The organism is Niallia circulans, assembly GCF_007273535.1.
GTDB classification, from domain to species: domain Bacteria; phylum Bacillota; class Bacilli; order Bacillales; family Cytobacillaceae; genus Niallia; species Niallia circulans_B.
In genome coordinates, this window is record NZ_RIBP01000001.1 from 97,004 (window position 1) to 113,210 (window position 16,207).

The following is a 16,207-nucleotide window of genomic DNA, read 5'->3' on the forward strand; positions in this document are numbered from 1 at the left end:
GTGTTGGGAAAATGGTCATATTACTATAATAAACCAATTTGATTATTTGGCTTTTTATATAAATGATAAAAAGTTATTTACATATTAAGATTAACCTATTAAACTGACGATAGCAGAAGTATTTTAAACTATAAGAAATTTTTATATTCATTCAAGGAGGAGTTAGTAATGCACAAAACAACCGAAATTTTCGAGGCAAGAGATTTTATCATGACTAAGACAGCGTATCGCCCGACGATTGGTTTAATTCTCGGGTCTGGCTTAGGGGATCTGGCAGACGAAATAGAAAACCCTCTTATCATTCCGTATAGTGAAATTCCTCACTTTGCAAAATCTGCGGCAGTAGGGCATGCAAATGAATTGGTTATTGGAAACTTAAATGGGAAAACAGTTCTGGCGATGAAGGGACGTTTTCATTATTATGAAGGATTCACCTTGGATGAGGTAACATTTCCTGTACGTGTTATGAAGGCTCTTGGTGTAGAAGAATTAATCATCACAAATGCTTGCGGTGCAATAAACACAAGCTTTAATCCAGGCGATTTAATGCTAATTACAGACCACCTTAATCTGGTAGGTACAAATCCATTAATCGGGCCAAATAATGCTGAGTTAGGCACTCGTTTTCCAGACGTTTCGGAAGTATATAATCGCAATTTGCGAGCTATTGCTACTGAGGTTGCTAAAGAACAAAATACGACTTTGCAAAATGGAGTTTATGCATGGTGGAGCGGGCCTGCTTATGAAACACCAGCAGAAATCCGCATGATTCGAACATTAGGAGCAGATGCAGTTGGAATGTCAACCGTTCCAGAAGCGATAGTAGCTGTTCATGGACAAATGAAGGTACTTGGTATTTCCTGCTTAACAAATATGGCATGTGGAATTCTCGATCAACCGCTAAGCCATGACGAGGTAATTGAAACAGCAGCGATGGTGAGGGAGAAGTTTATTCAATTAGTTAAAGGAATCATCGAGAAAATGTAAGTACGATTAATCTAGTTATTGGAATGGAGCTACTATTTAATGACAAATAAAGATGAATTGTTTATGAGAAAGGCAATTGACATTGCTAAACAAGCTCGAACGGAAGGTAATGAACCTTTTGGAGCTATTTTAGTCAAAGCCGACAAAATTGTAATGGTCGGTGAAAACAAAATAAATACTTTCTGTGACCCAACACATCATGCCGAAATTGGGCTAATCAGAAGGTTTTGCTCTGAGAACAATATCTTTGATTTAAACGAATACACCCTATACACAAGCTGTGAGCCCTGTGTAATGTGTTCTGGCTCAATGGTTTGGGCGAATTTAGGTAGATTAGTATTCAGTGTCTCACACGATCAATTAGCAGAGATAGCTGGCAGTAATATTATGATTTCCTGCAGCGAAGTGTTCGAAAAAAGCCCGAATAAACCAATTGTAGTAGAAGAAATCCTTAATGAAGAGGGTTTGAATGTTTTTGAAGAATATACATTTTAACGTTTAAGGGCATCATGCAATGACCTTATAATATTAGTTTTTCAAAAGTCCAATGAGTTATTATTGGATTTTTTTTGTTGTGTAAAAAGGTATGGGATATCCATTTGGGTAAATATGGCTAATTAACTGAAACAATTTTCAGTGGTAAGAAGAGATGTATGAAAATACTTGAAACCACTTAAAACTCCATTGAACCAGTCTGTAAGCGGATATATGATAACCATATAAGAAATAAAAATAACAAGATAAAGGAGGGGAATAGCAATGAAAAAAGCTTTTGAAAAAGCTCAGCAATTTGGTAAATCGTTTATGCTGCCGATTGCTGTTTTACCAGCAGCAGGTTTGTTATTAGGTATAGGTGGTGCGCTGTCAAATCCAAATACTGTTTCAGCTTATCCATTTTTAGATATTAGTTGGTTACAAGCTATTTTTACAATTATGAGTGCTGCAGGTTCCATTGTCTTTGGTAACTTGCCTATTATATTCGCAGTAGGTGTGGCGATTGGTTTAGCTCGTTCTGATAAAGCAACAGCCGGTTTAGCCGCAATGATTGGTTATTTTGTCATGAACAGTACCATTAATGCCTTACTTTTTTTAACTGGTGACATAGTACAAGAAAATTTGACTGCAGCTGGGCAAGGAATGTCGGTTGGGATTCAAACGTTAGAAACTGGGGTATTCGGAGGAATTATTGTTGGTATTGTGGCAGCTGCTTTGCACAATAAATACAATAAAATTCAACTACCTCAAGTGTTGGGATTCTTTGGGGGGTCTCGTTTTATTCCTATCGTTGTTTCGTTTGCTTCCATTTTTGTAGGAGCCATTCTTTTTCTAATTTGGCCTTATTTCCAAGCGTTTATTAACCAACTCGGATCGCTTGTAACAAGTACCGGAGAAATTGGAACCCTTTTCTATGGATTTCTTTTACGGATGCTTGGCCCTCTTGGATTGCACCATATTTTCTATCTTCCTTTCTGGCAAACTGCCCTTGGCGGAACACTAGAGATTGGCGGGAAAATGGTAAGTGGTACTCAAAATATCTTCTTTGCCCAATTAGGTGACCCTTCGACTGAACAATATTATGAAGGGGTATCAAGATTTATGTCAGGCCGTTTTATTACGATGATGTTTGGTTTACCAGGAGCAGCATTAGCAATCTATCATTGCTCTAAAAAGAAAAATAGAAAGGTAGTAGCGGGAATACTACTATCAGCCGCATTAACTTCATTCTTAACAGGAATCACAGAACCGTTAGAATTTAGCTTTTTATTTGTGGCGCCGCTTCTGTATTTAGTCCATGCAATTTTTGATGGTTTTGCTTTTATGATGGCAGATATTTTCAATATTACTGTCGGTCAAACCTTCTCAGGCGGATTCATTGATTTTATTTTATTTGGAGTATTGCAAGGTGTGGATAAAACAAATTGGCCATATGTGTTATTGGTAGGTGTTCCATGGTTCTTCTTATATTACTTTACATTCAAGTTTTTGATAAGAAAAAGGAATTTTAAAGTCCTTGGACGCGAAGACGAGGAGCAGGCTACTAAGCAAGTTGCAGCTACAGAGCGTGCTAAAACAATTGTTGAAGGATTAGGCGGAGAACAAAATATTGATGTTGTTGATTGCTGTGCGACTCGTTTACGCATAACCATTAAGGACGAATCCTTGGTGAATGATGATATCATTAAACAGACTGGTTCAAAAGCAATTGTGAAAAAGGGAACAGGTGTGCAAATCATTTATGGACCGCAAGTTACTATTGTCAAAAACGAAGTAGAGGAGTATTTAGGTCAGTAATAAATAAAGGAAGTGGTTTGAATGTATCAGGTACTCGAACAAATTAATAAAGGATTAGTCGTTTCTTGTCAAGCTTTAGAAGGAGAACCGTTGCATAGTTCGTTTATTATGGGGCGTATGGCAATAGCCGCAAAGGAAGGCGGTGCAGTTGGTATTCGGGCAAACTCTGTCTCTGACATTATAGAGATAAAAAAACAAGTATCTCTTCCTGTTATTGGAATTATCAAAAAAGTATATGGAGACCATCCTGTCTTTATCACTCCAACCATGCAAGAGATCGCTGCATTAGCAAAGACAGGAGCCGAAATTATTGCGACTGATGCAACGAATCGAATCCGCCCCGATGGTAGTGATTTACAATCATTTTATCAAGAAGTTAGAAGGGCATATCCTCATATTCTGCTGATGGCTGATGTTTCAACAGTTAAAGAAGCGATTTTCGCTGATGAGTTAGGGTTTGATATTGTGGCACCAACATTATATGGATATACGGAAGAGACCAAGGGTTTAAAAATTGATGATTATGATTATGCTGTTATTAAACAAATTATCAAAGAAGTAAAGAATGCAAAAGTTATCGCAGAAGGTAATGTATTAACCCCGGAAATTGCCTGCTCCTTGTTAGAAATGAATGTGGATGCAGTAGTTGTGGGTGGTGCAATTACAAGACCACAGATTATTACGAAAAGATTTGTGGATGCTATGCAAAAAAAATTAAACTAAAGCACGGATATTATAATAAACTAGGCAGTAGAAGGTTCATTTAAATTAAACTTTCTACTGCTTTTTTATTTATTCTACGATTATCTTTTTGTATATTTAGATTTAGAAACAGAAGATATTACTATAAGTAAGAAACAATATAGATAAAACAGTAATAGTGAATGCCACACATACAGTAAGTTATAACGAAAATTATTTCTATCAGAGGAGAAATCATTATGGAATATCTCGGTGAGAACCTTCTTAATGGTATAGCCTCTACCATGGAGAAATTTACAAGCTCTGAGGCCGATTTGGCAACTTACATTATTGAAAATCCTGATGAAATCAGTCAATTAACAATCAGTCAAATTGCAAAAAAAATCCACATATCTCCTGCTACTATTACTCGTTTTTGTCAAAAAATATCTTTTTCTGGATTTAATGAATTTAAACATGAGCTAAAACGATATATTGACTTAAGAAACAAACCTACAAGGAATACTGATATTAAAGAGATTGATTACTTTTCTAATCTCTATCAAAACCATTTAGAGATTATTGAAACAACCTTCCGTAAAATGAATGTTTTGGATATTCAAGAAGCAGTATCACTTATAAATAATGCAAATAAGGTTCATGTTTACGGTATAGGAAATTCAGGGATTGCTGCTCAAGAGTTTAAATGGAAATTTTTTCGAATCGGAATACATGTTGAATCGATTACAGATCCACATCAAGCTGTAATGGATGCTGCATTATGCACAAACAAAAGTCTCGTCATTGGCATTTCTGTTTCTGGAAAAACGAGAGAAGTTACCGATGCTATTAATATTGCTAAGAAGCAGGGTGCGTCTATTCTTGCTATAACAAGTGATAAAAAATCCCAACTGTCTCAGTTAGCAGATTTAACACTATTAGTCACAAATAAAAGTAATATGCATATGGGTCAAAATATTTCTCCAACCTTACCTTTATTTTTACTTTTTGATTTAATATACACAGAACTAGTGGCAAAAGACTATATGAACCGTATTCAGTTTCGCAATAAGACATTGAGTGCTTTACAAGATATTTGACTAATCTTACATACATAAATATTAATTTGTGTATCTAAAACGAATTTCGGTAAACATAGTGAAGGTAGTGAGGTGTTAATCAAAACAGATTAACACCTTTTGGAGAAGAAGGAATTTAAATTTATTTCTTGAACTTCTAATAGAAGTTGAAAATGAAGTACATGAGAGAAGGGAGATAGTTTTTTATGATGATAAAAGGGTTTGGCGGGATATTTTGGAGGACCAATAATATAGATGTCGTGAAAAAATGGTACAACGAAGCGTTAAAATTGGATATAGGAGATTGGAATGGGACGATGATAAAACCGCAATCAGGAAATGAAACGATTTTTTCATTGTTTGCTGAAGGTGACCAATATTTTCCAACAGAACAGCAAGTAATGTTAAATTTTCAAGTATTTAACCTAGACGAGACGATTAAGCATCTTGAGGAAGTTGGTGTTCCTCTTGAAAAGGATAAAGAGACTAGTGAATTTGGTGAGTTTATCTGGATTAAAGATCCTGAAGGTAGGCTTATTGAGCTATGGGAGAAAAGTGAGTTGTAAGTATACAAACTAGTCTGCATTCCTTTTAAAAGCTGTGACAGCATGTTAAGAAAGAAATGAATATAAAAAACGAACGAAGACTTTCTTTAAATGATAGATGTCCCTTTCTAATTGTAACCATCATGGCCATGTGAAGCGAGGAAAATTATTGGAGATTTTAGAATGGTAGAATGGCTGTCTTATGGTGATCTAAAATGATTAGCATATGTTAAGCAGTACTTTTAGCAATCTCGTCATTATCTTGACATTCCTACGATTGGAAACTATAATTCTAAACATAACGTTAACGTTGTGTTTAGAGAGGTGAGGTTTTTTATGGATAATCGCATGCGTATCGGAGAGCTTGCCAGACGGGCTGGAGTCACACAGCGTACTATTCGCCATTATGAGAGCAAAGGGATTTTGCCTCCAGGTGAGCGTGAAGGCAGCGGCCAGCACTATTATACAGAGGAATCGCTTGAGCGTCTTCGAAAGATTGACCAATTGAAGAAGCTTGGTTTAAGTTTGGATGAAATGCGTGAAGTTGTTCAGTTATATTTTATTGATCCTAGCGGAGTTCAATCTAAAAGGAAAGCTCATTCTATTCTTCAGCAGCATCTTGCGGAAACGGATCAGAAAATCGGAGAATTGACGCAATTCCGAGGGGAAATTAAGTCTCTCATGAATCATTTTGAACGCTGGTTTGAACTAAAAGAGGGTGAATAACCTTTTTTTGCACTAAACATGACGTTAACGTAAAAGGTGATGTTTTATTGTTTTAACTCTGTGTCATAAGGATACTCTATACGTTTTGATAGGGAAATCGGGAAGGAAAGCTGGTTTAATAGGAGGTTCAAAATGAGTTTAAATTCGGCACAACGACAACAAACTAGTATGGAATTAAAAGCAAATTTTGATATATCAGGTTTAACTTGTAAAGAAGTTCAAACAGATTTAGGTTTTTCAGGCGAACTATTAGAGGAAACATTAAATGTAGGATCAGGTACACATGGTGAAGCAGTTTGGAGACTGCGTGATTACTTAGAGGAAAAGATACAAGAACAAGGAAAAGAGCCACATCCTTATTCCATTTTAAAAACAAATATATGGTATAAATACAAATAACGATTCAGGAGGGAATTTTTGTGGAAAACCAACAATATTTAAGATTTGGTTTAGGCTGCAGCAGAATGTCTAATGTTTCATCAGACAGAAAGGAAAGTATTTCCACAATCCATGCTGCCCTTGAAAGTGGAATTACACATATTAATACGGCAGATTTTTATTCAAGCGGTCATAATGAAATGCTGATTGGTGATGCACTTAAAGGCTATAAAAGAGAAAAGGTCTTTTTATCTCTTAAGTTTGGGGCATTAGTCGCTCCTAATGGTGCCATGTACGGTTTGGATGTGAGACCACAGCATATTAAAAACTATTTAACCTATTCATTGAAGCGTTTAGGTGTCGACTATATTGATTTGTATCAACCAGCAAGAATAGACATGGCAATTCCTGTTGAGGAAACGATTGGCGCTATTTCCGATATGGTTAAGGCTGGATATGTCAGACAAATTGGAATGACACAAGTTGATGCTGAGACTTTAAGAAAAGCGAGTTCAACCCATCCGATTAGTTTAGTTGAATACCAGTATTCTTTATTTAACCGCAGTATTGAAAAGGAGATTTTGCCTGCAGCAAGAGAATTAGGCATTGATGTAGTAGCATTTGGGACATTATCACATGGCTTGCTTAGCGGCTCTTTTTCCAAAGAAAAAGCAGATCACAGTAATGCACATATTCCGTTATTTGCTAAAGAAAACATCGACAAAAATCTTTCACTAATTGAAGCATTACGCGTCATTGCTGATGAAAAACAAGTGACTGTCGCACAGTTAGCTGTTGCCTGGATTTTAGCAAAAGGGAAAGAGATTTTGCCGTTAATTGGTGCAAGAAAAGTATCGCAGCTTAAAGAATCAATTAGGTCCTTTGATCTTCAGCTAACAGAAGCTGATGTTAAAAGAATAGAAGAGGCTGTACCGGTCCAAGAAATTGCCGGAGGAAGCTTTCCACAAATGAAATTTAAAAATGGTGTAGTAGTTCGTCCATAAACTGTTGAAAAAATCTTCTATTAGCAATCAGAGCACTTCGTTTTGAAGTGCTCTTTATTCATGGCCAATATGTTTCCCCAATAAGAAGTTTTTTTAATTGCGAGTCATCTAAATTTAGTCTTTGCCATTCTGCATCTAATCTTGCTAAAGCCTCTGGACCGGTATCATCTGCTAAATGATAGGTTCCATAGTGCATCGGGATAAACGTTCTTCCCTTCAACTCTAAAAAGGCTCGAACTGCATCCTCCGGGTTTATGTGACTTACTTTCATAAACCACTCTGGTTCATATGCACCAATAGGCATTAAGACTGTTTGAATGTTAAATTTCGCAGCTACTTCTTGAAATCCTCTAAAATACCCTGTGTCACCGACAAAGTAAACGGAATGCTCCATACCTTCAATAATCCAGCCGCCCCAATGAGATGTATTTGTGTCAGTTAGGGTTCTTTTTGTCCAATGCTGTGCCGGAACAAAGGAGAAGGTCAGATCATGCTGCTGGAACGAATCATACCAACTGCTCTCAATGACTTTAGTTAAACCACGTTTTTTTAAAGCTTTGCCTAAACCGATGGGAACATAATAAGTAGGATTGCCCTTCAGCTTTTTTAATGTTGCATAATCAAGATGATCATAGTGTCCATGGGAGATAAATACAACATCAATTGCAGGTAATTCAGTTAGGGGAATTCCCGGCACAGTTAGTCTTTTTTGAAACCCCATTCGATTAGCCCAGACAGGATCTGTAATCATATTCAGACCATTCATTTGAATCAAAAAGGTAGAATGTCCAATCCATGTTATCGAAGCATTCGTTTCATTATTATGTAATTTTTCTACTTCCTTATGTGTTGCCTGTTCAATTTTAAGCGTCAAATCCTTTTTATTACTTCTGCGTTCCTTTTGCCAGCGTCGGAAATCATTAAATGTTTTTTTCGTATCTATATTATCTAAATTTGCATAACGTTGTTTTTGTTTCATGTTTATGTTAACCTCCGCATTTTTAGTTCTTGAGCTTATTTCTTTAAACCAGCAGCATAAAAGGGACCATTAACATTAATCATAGTTAAAATACGAGCCATTTCTTGAGGAGATTCTTTTCTGCCGCTATTAAGCCATTGCTGAATAACTCCTATTAAGGCAGTACCCATGTAAGAGAACAAGTATTGGCTTGGTACAAGGAAGTTTTCTTCCTTAATAAGGGGAATAGGATTGTTACCGTAAAGTGTATCACGCATAAATTCCTTCAGTCTTGTTTGAAAAGATAAATCTCCCTTTGGACCTAATAAAGCGGTCATAATATCACTGTTTTCATTTAAATATTCAAATAATGAAACGGTGAGCGGGAATGGTGGTACATCAGAAGAGGCCATTTCGAGTGAAGCAATAACTGTTGGGAAGTTCTGCTTTGCAATACTTGAAATTTCTAGCATTACTTTTTCTTCACATTTCGCCATTAAATCGAATTTATCTTGGTAATGTGCGTAAAAGGTTCCTCTATTTATATTTGCTCGTGTGGTTATATCTTTTACAGTGATTGTTTCAAAGCCTTTTTCCTCCATTAATTCAATTAGAGCTGTAAGAATGGATTCTTTAGTACGAATTATTCTTAAATCTGTTTTACTATCAGCCATTTTTTTCCTCCTATCCATTTATCCCACACATTTATGGAATGTGTTCTGTAACCAACACATTTAACATTTTTGCTTATTGAAGGGAATGTAATTCACACTTATAATTTAGAACGTAATAAAACAACACGGTGTTCTTTTATTATAACTTATTATCTTGGAGGAGCTCAAATATGTTAAAAAACAAATTATTGTTGCTAACACCAATCATTGCATTGGCTATTATATTTATCTTTTCATTAACACTGATTCCATCTGTTCAACCAGAGCCTAAAAACTTACCGATTGCTATCGTTAATGAGGATGAAGGGGTAGAACTTCCTAATCAGGCAAAAATGAATGTTGGTAAACAGCTCGTGAAAATGATTAAAGAAAACTCAAAAGCAACATCAGATCAAAAAGACCCGACAGTGAAGTGGGTTGAAGTGAAAAACACAGAAGAAGTGCAAAAAGGCTTAGATAAACAGGAATATTATGCAGCATTAGTTATTCCGAAGGATTTAAGTGCGAAGCAAGCTTCCTTACAAACTGCAGCACCATCTGCAGCAGAACTTGAAATATACGTAAACCAAGGTATGAATACAATGGCTTCAACTTTGGCAGGACAAATATTAAATGGAATTGTTGATAATATAAATAACAATGTGCGTACACAGCTTCTGCAAGGATTAGAACAACAAGGAGCAACAATAACATCAAAGCAAGCTGAAATCCTAGCAGCTCCGATTACAAGTAAGGTCACTAATGTTAACGAAACAGGTTCTAATAGTGCAAACGGAAATGCTCCGGTTTCATTATTCCAGCCACTTTGGATGGCGAGCTTAGCAAGTGCTGCTATTATCTTTATCTCTCTTCGAAAAATAGCTAATACTGCTGATAGAAAAAGGAATTTTGCAGTTAAATTGGTGCAAATTCTAATAGGCGCGATTGCCACGCTTGTCGTTGGATTTGGATTAACCTGGATAGCAAGCGACTTGGTAGGACTTCATATTCCAGATTTCACAAATACAGCTCTGTTTTTAGCTATTACATCCTTTAGCTTCTTCCTTATGATTTCAGCAGTTCTGTCTTTAATAGGACTTCGAGGGATGCCATTATTTATCTTAATGCTTTTCTTTGGTGCTCCATTACTGGCGATGGCTCCGGAAATGATGTCATCATTCTATCATGATTGGGTGTATTCTTGGTTGCCAATGCGCTTTATGGTAAGTGGATTACGTGAACTTCTCTTCTTTGGAAAAGGATTAACTTGGGATTCTGTATCACATCTTGTTTGGATTGGCGCAGGCGGATTAATTGTTATGCTTGCATCTGCATTAAGAGTTAATGCAACGAATAAAAACCCACAAAATGAAAAATTAGAAGGATAATCTTCACAGGCTGTTTTCTTTAAATGAAAACGGCCTGTTTTCGTTTTTCCCTTAATTCTGTCTTAAACCAGCAAATAAAAAAATTACTTGTTCATTTTTCGAAAGTATTTCACTTTTATGGTCTCTATAATAAATAATATAAGCTAAGGCAAGAAGGGAAACCGAAAATTCCCCTTGAATTATGGGAGCGTGAAAGTGCCATAGCTTTATAACAAGCGGCGACTGTTATGACAAGCAATTGTAAAGTTGATTGAAAGTATGGGCATAAATGAATAATGAAAATTTGTATTTTAAACAGTTGTAGAAACTATTAAGATATGGAAGGAATCTTCTATCACTTGATATAGCATCTTTTTAGAAATGAATGTAAGAATGAGGTGAGTTTACTTTGATTATGTCGGAAAAGAAAAAACAAGAATTCTATAAAGCATTAGTAGAAAAAAACCCTCAATACGATGGCATTTTTTTTGCAGGGATTAAAACAACAGGGATTTTTTGTCATGCAACATGTACTGCGAAAAAGCCGAAATATGAAAATTGTGTGTTTTATTTAACCGCAGAAGAAGCACTGTTATCAGGATTTCGTCCTTGTAAACGCTGTAACCCGCTTCATTATCCACACAGTATCCCAGAGGAAGTGGAGATATTGGTTGCTGCAATTGAAAGCAGCCCAGAGAAAAGATGGAAGGAAGCAGATTTTCATGAATTAGGAATTCATTCTGCAACAGCTAGAAGAAAGTTTAAAGAAGTTTATGGAATGACATTTGTCCAATATGCCCGCTCTCGTCGCATGGGAATGGCATTCAAAAAGATCATGACCGGTAAAAAGGTAATTGATCAGCAAGTATCTGTTGGCTATGATTCTTCGAGTGGATTTAATGATGCATTTACAAAAATTATGGGGAATCCACCAAAGAAGACAGCTATTTCGATTATAAATGCGAATATCTTTTCCACACCACTTGGAAATATGATTAGCTTGACTGATGCAAATTATTTGTATTTGCTAGAGTTTACAGATAGAAGAGGACTAGAAAGAGAAATTGAAAAATTGCGGGTAAAGCATAATGCAAGAATTTTACCTGGAAATACGGATATTCATACAAGCTTAATAAACCAGATGAATTTATATTTTTCCAAGGAGCTAGTTCAATTTTCCATTCCAATTATAAAAAGCGGTACTCCTTTTCAAATAAAGGTATGGGATATTCTGTCTGCAATTCCTGCAGGTCAAACGATTTCCTATCAAGATATTGCCCATAAATTAGGTGATAAAAATCTTGTTAGAGCTGTTGGCAATGCGAACGGTGCAAACCAAATTTCCATCATTATTCCTTGTCATAGAGTAATAAATACAAACGGGGAACTAGGCGGATATGGTGGTGGCATAGAACGGAAAAAGTATTTACTTGAGTTAGAAAAACCAATTGGACATTAAAAAGTGGCTGGGATACTACAAAATATAACCTATTTATACACGAATTATAAAACATGGTTTTAGTATAAGTTCGTTTCATTTCGCTCCGCCCACTAACTTTCCGCGGGGAGGAATGGAGCCTCCTCGCCTTCGCTAAATTCCCCTAAGATTTCTAATTATTGTTTTTAAATGAAAACATAAAAAAACTATTAATTAATAAACGTCTAAGTAATGTGCTTTCAATTAGACTTAAATACTTTTGTCCCAGCCTCTTTTAATTAGCACTAATACATAACACCTTTAACTTTGTACAAACTAAAAAGAAATTTTGGAGGTGATTCTATGGAAGGTAAGGACTTTCAAAAAACATATGATGAATATATGCAACAAGGAATGGATCAGGCTCGATTAGAAGCCGTTGGAGAAGTAGAGTCAGGAACAGAACAAATTATTGCAGTTCGCAAAAACGATGATGAAGATATTATCGCCTTTAAAACAAGCAGTGGAAGAGAGTTAGATTATCTTACTGCACTGGAGGAAGCGAAAGCAGGGAAGTTAGCACATATAGATGTATTTCATAAGTATGGCAGGGATATTATTCGGAGTGAGCCTGATGGTATTACTGAAAATAACTTAGATAATTTACCTTCTTTTTAGGAAGATATTAAGTAAGGACGCCTTTCTCTCGAAGGACGTCTTTTTTTCTAGTATTTACGGTATCTCTGCAGAATAAAATCAATAAAATGCCTGCAGGCGATTGGGAGCACTCTTTTGTCTTTGTATGCAAGGCTGATTGAGCGGACAAAGGGCGGGTCTATTAGCTTCGTTACAATTTGATAGGGGCATCTTTGCAGGATGAGCTTTGGCAGGATAGAAATGCCAAGTCCTTGTTCTATCATCGACATAATAGTGTAATCATCATGTACATGATAGTGAATGCTTGGTTCAAAATGATAATGGTCGAAGATGGTTAATGCCTCGCTAATTTCCCCATCTTTTAAAAGAATAAACGGATCATTTGTCAGCTGCTGAAGCGGTACTTTATCAAGACTTGCCAATGGATGATCTAATGGTAATACAGCAAGCATGTCATCTTCCTGCAGCTTTATTGTTGTCAGGTTATTGATGCCGTATGGATTTACGAATCCAAAATCAACACTTCCCTCTTTAATCCAATTGGAAATATCTGTGTAATCGCCTTGGTGTAATTCAAAGTGAACAGCAGGATGCTTTTCCTTAAAATCCTTCATTAATTTTGGTAGCCAATGGCTGGAGACACTGGAAAAGGCACCAATCCGGATGAGCCCGCTCTCAAGACCCTCCATCTCCTTCCGTCTTTCAAGCAGTTCTCGATGTGAGTTGCATATTTTCCGAATGAATGGTAATAATTCTACTCCATCAGGTGTTAAAGTTATCCCTGTTCTGGAACGGATTATTAACGTTGCGGAAAGATCCTTTTCGAGCGTATGGATCATTTGGCTAATGGCGGATTGTGTATAGCCAAGCTCTTCTGCAGCTTTTGTGAAGCTGCCTGTTTCAATCGCTTTTATAAAGGCGTAATATTGATTCATTTGCATTCTCCCTTTAGATTAGGAATTCTAATGGTTAAATTATAAATATTCGTTTTACTAATGTAAATGCTGTTGATAATATTAAGCCGAAAGAATATTCAAGTAGAGGGAAGGGCTTAGGCACTATGACACAGAAACAAGCAAACTTAATTTTGGCGACAGTCTCAATGGGATGGGGAACTTCCTATATTTTTATGAAGATTTGTGCTGATTCCATGTCACCGATGACAATGGTGGCATTTCGATTCGGTATCGCATTTTTCGTCATGATTGCTTTATTTTCAAAAAGAATTTTTCCGATTGATGTTAAAACATTAAAATACAGTATGGTAACAGGTTTGCTTTTATTAGGGATATTCATCTCCCTTTCTTACGGAATGAAAACCACAACTGCCTCCACTGCAGGCTTCCTCACAAGTACGACTGTAATACTTGTACCAATACTGCAAGCACTTATATATAGAAAATGGCCGAGTATCATGATTTCTGTTGGTGTAATTATTGTTGCTATTGGCTTGGCACTTCTGACAATTGGCGATGACTTCGCACTTGCATCGGGCTCTCTCTATTGCCTGGCCGCAGCTGTGTTTTATGCATTGCATATTATCGTGACAAACCTCTTTATAAAAAATGTTGATCCGTTAAAGCTTGGTGTATATCAGCTGGGGTTTGCAGCCTTATTTGCGGCAATTATCGGTATATTCGTGTTTGGTGATCTTTCACTGCCAAATAACGGTTTAGATTGGTTTGCTATCATTGGTCTTGCACTCATCTGCTCAGCATATGGATTTGTGATGCAGCCTATTGCCCAAAAGCATACAACACCTGAGGTGACAGGCTTTATATTTGCGTTGGAGCCAATTTTTGCGGCAATATTTGCAGCCGTTTTTCTCCATGAAAATATTGGCTTGCAGGGATATGCAGGAGCATTACTTGTATTAGCTGGTGTGTTAGCGGCAAGCCTCAAGTCTGAGAAGAAAGTTGATGACACAAGCAGTCAGCCTGTGATAAAGATAAAGAAACAAACGATTTAAAAAATCTGAAAATAAAGGGAAGACGTTTTGTTTCTGGTTATGAGATAATCTTTTCATGGAGACTTTGAGTCAGAGGAAGGTAAAGGAGAGAGGTCATGAAATGAAAAAATTATCGCAAACAAAGACGATATTGCTTTTGACTTTTCTCGTTATAGTATGGGGAGTCAACTGGCCGTTATCAAAAATGGCCCTTGAATATACACCACCACTGCTTTTTGCCGGGATACGAACTGTCCTTGGCGGATTGATATTGCTTGTGTTTGCATTGCCGCGAATCAAGCAACTAAGATTTAAGGAAACATGGCATTTATATGTTATTTCTGCTGTATTAAACATTATTATATTTTACGGATTGCAAACAGTCGGGTTAGGTTTTATGCCGGCAGGCTTATTTTCTGCCATTGTATTTATAGAGCCAGTTTTACTTGGCATTTTTTCATGGCTTTGGCTTGGGGAATTAATGTATGGATTGAAAATTGTTGGCTTGATACTAGGGTTTGTTGGCGTTGCTATTATAAGTACTGGCGGTATAACTGGCGATATCTCTGTTCTTGGAATATTCCTTGCACTTGGTTCTGCAATTGGATGGGGCTTAGGCACGGTTTTTGTGAAAAGAACAGGCAACCGAGTTGACTCGATATGGATGGTTACCATGCAGCTTCTGATTGGCGGGATTTTCTTATTATCGATTGGGTCTGGAACAGAAAGCTGGTCCAGTATTAATTGGCAGCTTCCTTTCGTTGCTAACCTGTTGTTCATATCCATATTTGTTATTGCTTTTGGCTGGCTCGTATACTTTACACTTGTCGGCGCTGGTGAGGCAAGTAAAGTTGGTTCGTATACCTTTCTTATACCGCTAATTGCTATTATCTGCAGTTCTATCGTTTTAAATGAATCGATTACCTTTAAGCTAGTATTAGGATTAATATGTATTGTTGTCAGCATATGCTTTGTTAATATTAAGTTAAAACCTAAGGTGATGAAGACACAAATAAACGGAAGATTATAGTGTTTTTTAGAAAAGAGTCTTTTGCTTGCAGAAGACTCTTTTCTTTTGAAAATTTGTCAATAAAATGCAATTTGATGAGGTAGATATGTTGAAATTTATATAAATTAACAAAATGTGGAGTATTATATGAAAAATCCTCAACAAATTCCAGTAAGATGCTTGCATCCTACTGAAGAAAATAATAAGGTGTATGTAGCAATTTTATAAGTATTTATTTCGGGGGTAACAAATGTCACATGTAAAACAACATGAAGTGAGCATACTAGATTATGAAAAAACAGGCCATCAAACCATTTTTGTGCAGTTTTCAGGGATGGATGCCATTACAGGCAAAAATTTTGCAGGAGAAGTCAAGTTTGTCGGCTCTATGCCATATGGTGATTTAATTCATCCAAAAAGAACGTTTTTATCAATAGAATGCAGAGAACATGTACAAGCGTGGCTTATAGATAAGTATTGTTCAGGTGCATTTAACTAAATCATTT

General features: G+C 36.4%; 18 protein-coding genes. 15 read left to right on the forward strand and 3 right to left on the reverse strand.

Features of this window, described 5'->3' with window-relative positions; all coding sequences use genetic code 11:
* Positions 1–168 precede the first annotated feature (168 nt).
* From CEQ21_RS01430 to CEQ21_RS01470, 9 genes are all read left to right on the forward strand, one after another.
* A complete protein-coding gene (locus CEQ21_RS01430) occupies positions 169–987 on the forward strand; it encodes a purine-nucleoside phosphorylase (protein ID WP_185762921.1) in 819 nt (272 codons plus the stop codon).
* A 39-nt stretch (positions 988–1,026) separates the two neighbouring features.
* Positions 1,027–1,482 (forward strand): nucleoside deaminase, encoded by a 456-nt coding sequence (locus CEQ21_RS01435; protein WP_185762922.1) that lies wholly within the window; start codon positions 1,027–1,029, stop codon positions 1,480–1,482.
* A gap of 264 nt (positions 1,483–1,746) precedes the next feature.
* A complete protein-coding gene (locus CEQ21_RS01440) occupies positions 1,747–3,279 on the forward strand; it encodes a maltose/glucose-specific PTS transporter subunit IIC (RefSeq protein ID WP_185762923.1) in 1,533 nt (510 codons plus the stop codon).
* Between the two features lie 21 nt (positions 3,280–3,300).
* Positions 3,301–4,002 (forward strand): N-acetylmannosamine-6-phosphate 2-epimerase, encoded by a 702-nt coding sequence (locus CEQ21_RS01445; protein WP_185762924.1) that lies wholly within the window; start codon positions 3,301–3,303, stop codon positions 4,000–4,002.
* 218 nt (positions 4,003–4,220) lie between these two features.
* Complete coding sequence (locus CEQ21_RS01450) at positions 4,221–5,060, forward strand: MurR/RpiR family transcriptional regulator (protein ID WP_185762925.1); 840 nt, start codon at positions 4,221–4,223, stop codon at positions 5,058–5,060.
* Between the two features lie 188 nt (positions 5,061–5,248).
* On the forward strand, positions 5,249–5,605 hold the full coding sequence (locus tag CEQ21_RS01455) for a VOC family protein (protein ID WP_185764042.1): 357 nt from the start codon (positions 5,249–5,251) through the stop codon (positions 5,603–5,605).
* Positions 5,606–5,920: 315 nt separating this feature from the next.
* Complete coding sequence (locus tag CEQ21_RS01460) at positions 5,921–6,310, forward strand: MerR family transcriptional regulator (RefSeq protein WP_185762926.1); 390 nt, start codon at positions 5,921–5,923, stop codon at positions 6,308–6,310.
* A gap of 132 nt (positions 6,311–6,442) precedes the next feature.
* Positions 6,443–6,709, forward strand: coding sequence for a DUF2316 family protein (locus CEQ21_RS01465; protein ID WP_185762927.1), 267 nt, complete (start codon positions 6,443–6,445; stop codon positions 6,707–6,709).
* 20 nt (positions 6,710–6,729) lie between these two features.
* Positions 6,730–7,692, forward strand: coding sequence for an aldo/keto reductase (locus CEQ21_RS01470; RefSeq protein WP_235907137.1), 963 nt, complete (start codon positions 6,730–6,732; stop codon positions 7,690–7,692).
* 58 nt (positions 7,693–7,750) lie between these two features.
* Here the strand turns inward: CEQ21_RS01470 and CEQ21_RS01475 are convergent, their stop codons facing one another.
* Positions 7,751–8,671: an MBL fold metallo-hydrolase gene (locus CEQ21_RS01475; RefSeq protein ID WP_185762928.1), complete on the reverse strand. Its 921-nt coding sequence runs from the start codon at positions 8,669–8,671 to the stop codon at positions 7,751–7,753.
* Positions 8,672–8,706: 35 nt separating this feature from the next.
* Positions 8,707–9,324 carry a TetR/AcrR family transcriptional regulator gene (locus CEQ21_RS01480; protein ID WP_185762929.1) on the reverse strand — a complete coding sequence of 206 codons (618 nt, stop codon included), beginning with the start codon at positions 9,322–9,324 and terminating at the stop codon, positions 8,707–8,709.
* 170 nt (positions 9,325–9,494) lie between these two features.
* On the opposite strand from CEQ21_RS01480, the gene CEQ21_RS01485 reads away from it, so the two are divergent.
* The 3 genes from CEQ21_RS01485 to CEQ21_RS01495 all read left to right on the forward strand — a co-directional run bounded on the left by CEQ21_RS01485 (position 9,495) and on the right by CEQ21_RS01495 (position 12,765).
* On the forward strand, positions 9,495–10,691 hold the full coding sequence (locus CEQ21_RS01485; protein ID WP_185762930.1) for a YhgE/Pip domain-containing protein: 1,197 nt from the start codon (positions 9,495–9,497) through the stop codon (positions 10,689–10,691).
* A 394-nt stretch (positions 10,692–11,085) separates the two neighbouring features.
* The gene (locus CEQ21_RS01490) at positions 11,086–12,129 is read left to right on the forward strand and encodes a bifunctional transcriptional activator/DNA repair enzyme AdaA (protein WP_419181580.1); all 1,044 of its coding nucleotides are present in this window, start codon (positions 11,086–11,088) and stop codon (positions 12,127–12,129) included.
* A 321-nt stretch (positions 12,130–12,450) separates the two neighbouring features.
* Positions 12,451–12,765, forward strand: coding sequence for a DUF3892 domain-containing protein (locus tag CEQ21_RS01495; RefSeq protein WP_185762932.1), 315 nt, complete (start codon positions 12,451–12,453; stop codon positions 12,763–12,765).
* A 47-nt stretch (positions 12,766–12,812) separates the two neighbouring features.
* Here CEQ21_RS01495 and CEQ21_RS01500 read toward each other — a convergent pair whose 3' ends face one another.
* Positions 12,813–13,679, reverse strand: a complete 867-nt coding sequence (locus tag CEQ21_RS01500; protein ID WP_185762933.1) for a LysR family transcriptional regulator — start codon at positions 13,677–13,679, stop codon at positions 12,813–12,815.
* Between the two features lie 125 nt (positions 13,680–13,804).
* Here CEQ21_RS01500 and CEQ21_RS01505 point away from each other — a divergent pair, with 125 nt between their 5' ends.
* The 3 genes from CEQ21_RS01505 to CEQ21_RS01515 all read left to right on the forward strand — a co-directional run bounded on the left by CEQ21_RS01505 (position 13,805) and on the right by CEQ21_RS01515 (position 16,200).
* The gene (locus tag CEQ21_RS01505) at positions 13,805–14,713 is read left to right on the forward strand and encodes a DMT family transporter (protein WP_185762934.1); all 909 of its coding nucleotides are present in this window, start codon (positions 13,805–13,807) and stop codon (positions 14,711–14,713) included.
* 100 nt (positions 14,714–14,813) lie between these two features.
* On the forward strand, positions 14,814–15,722 hold the full coding sequence (locus CEQ21_RS01510) for a DMT family transporter (RefSeq protein ID WP_185762935.1): 909 nt from the start codon (positions 14,814–14,816) through the stop codon (positions 15,720–15,722).
* 229 nt (positions 15,723–15,951) lie between these two features.
* Positions 15,952–16,200 carry a hypothetical protein gene (locus CEQ21_RS01515; protein ID WP_185762936.1) on the forward strand — a complete coding sequence of 83 codons (249 nt, stop codon included), beginning with the start codon at positions 15,952–15,954 and terminating at the stop codon, positions 16,198–16,200.
* Positions 16,201–16,207 lie beyond the last annotated feature (7 nt).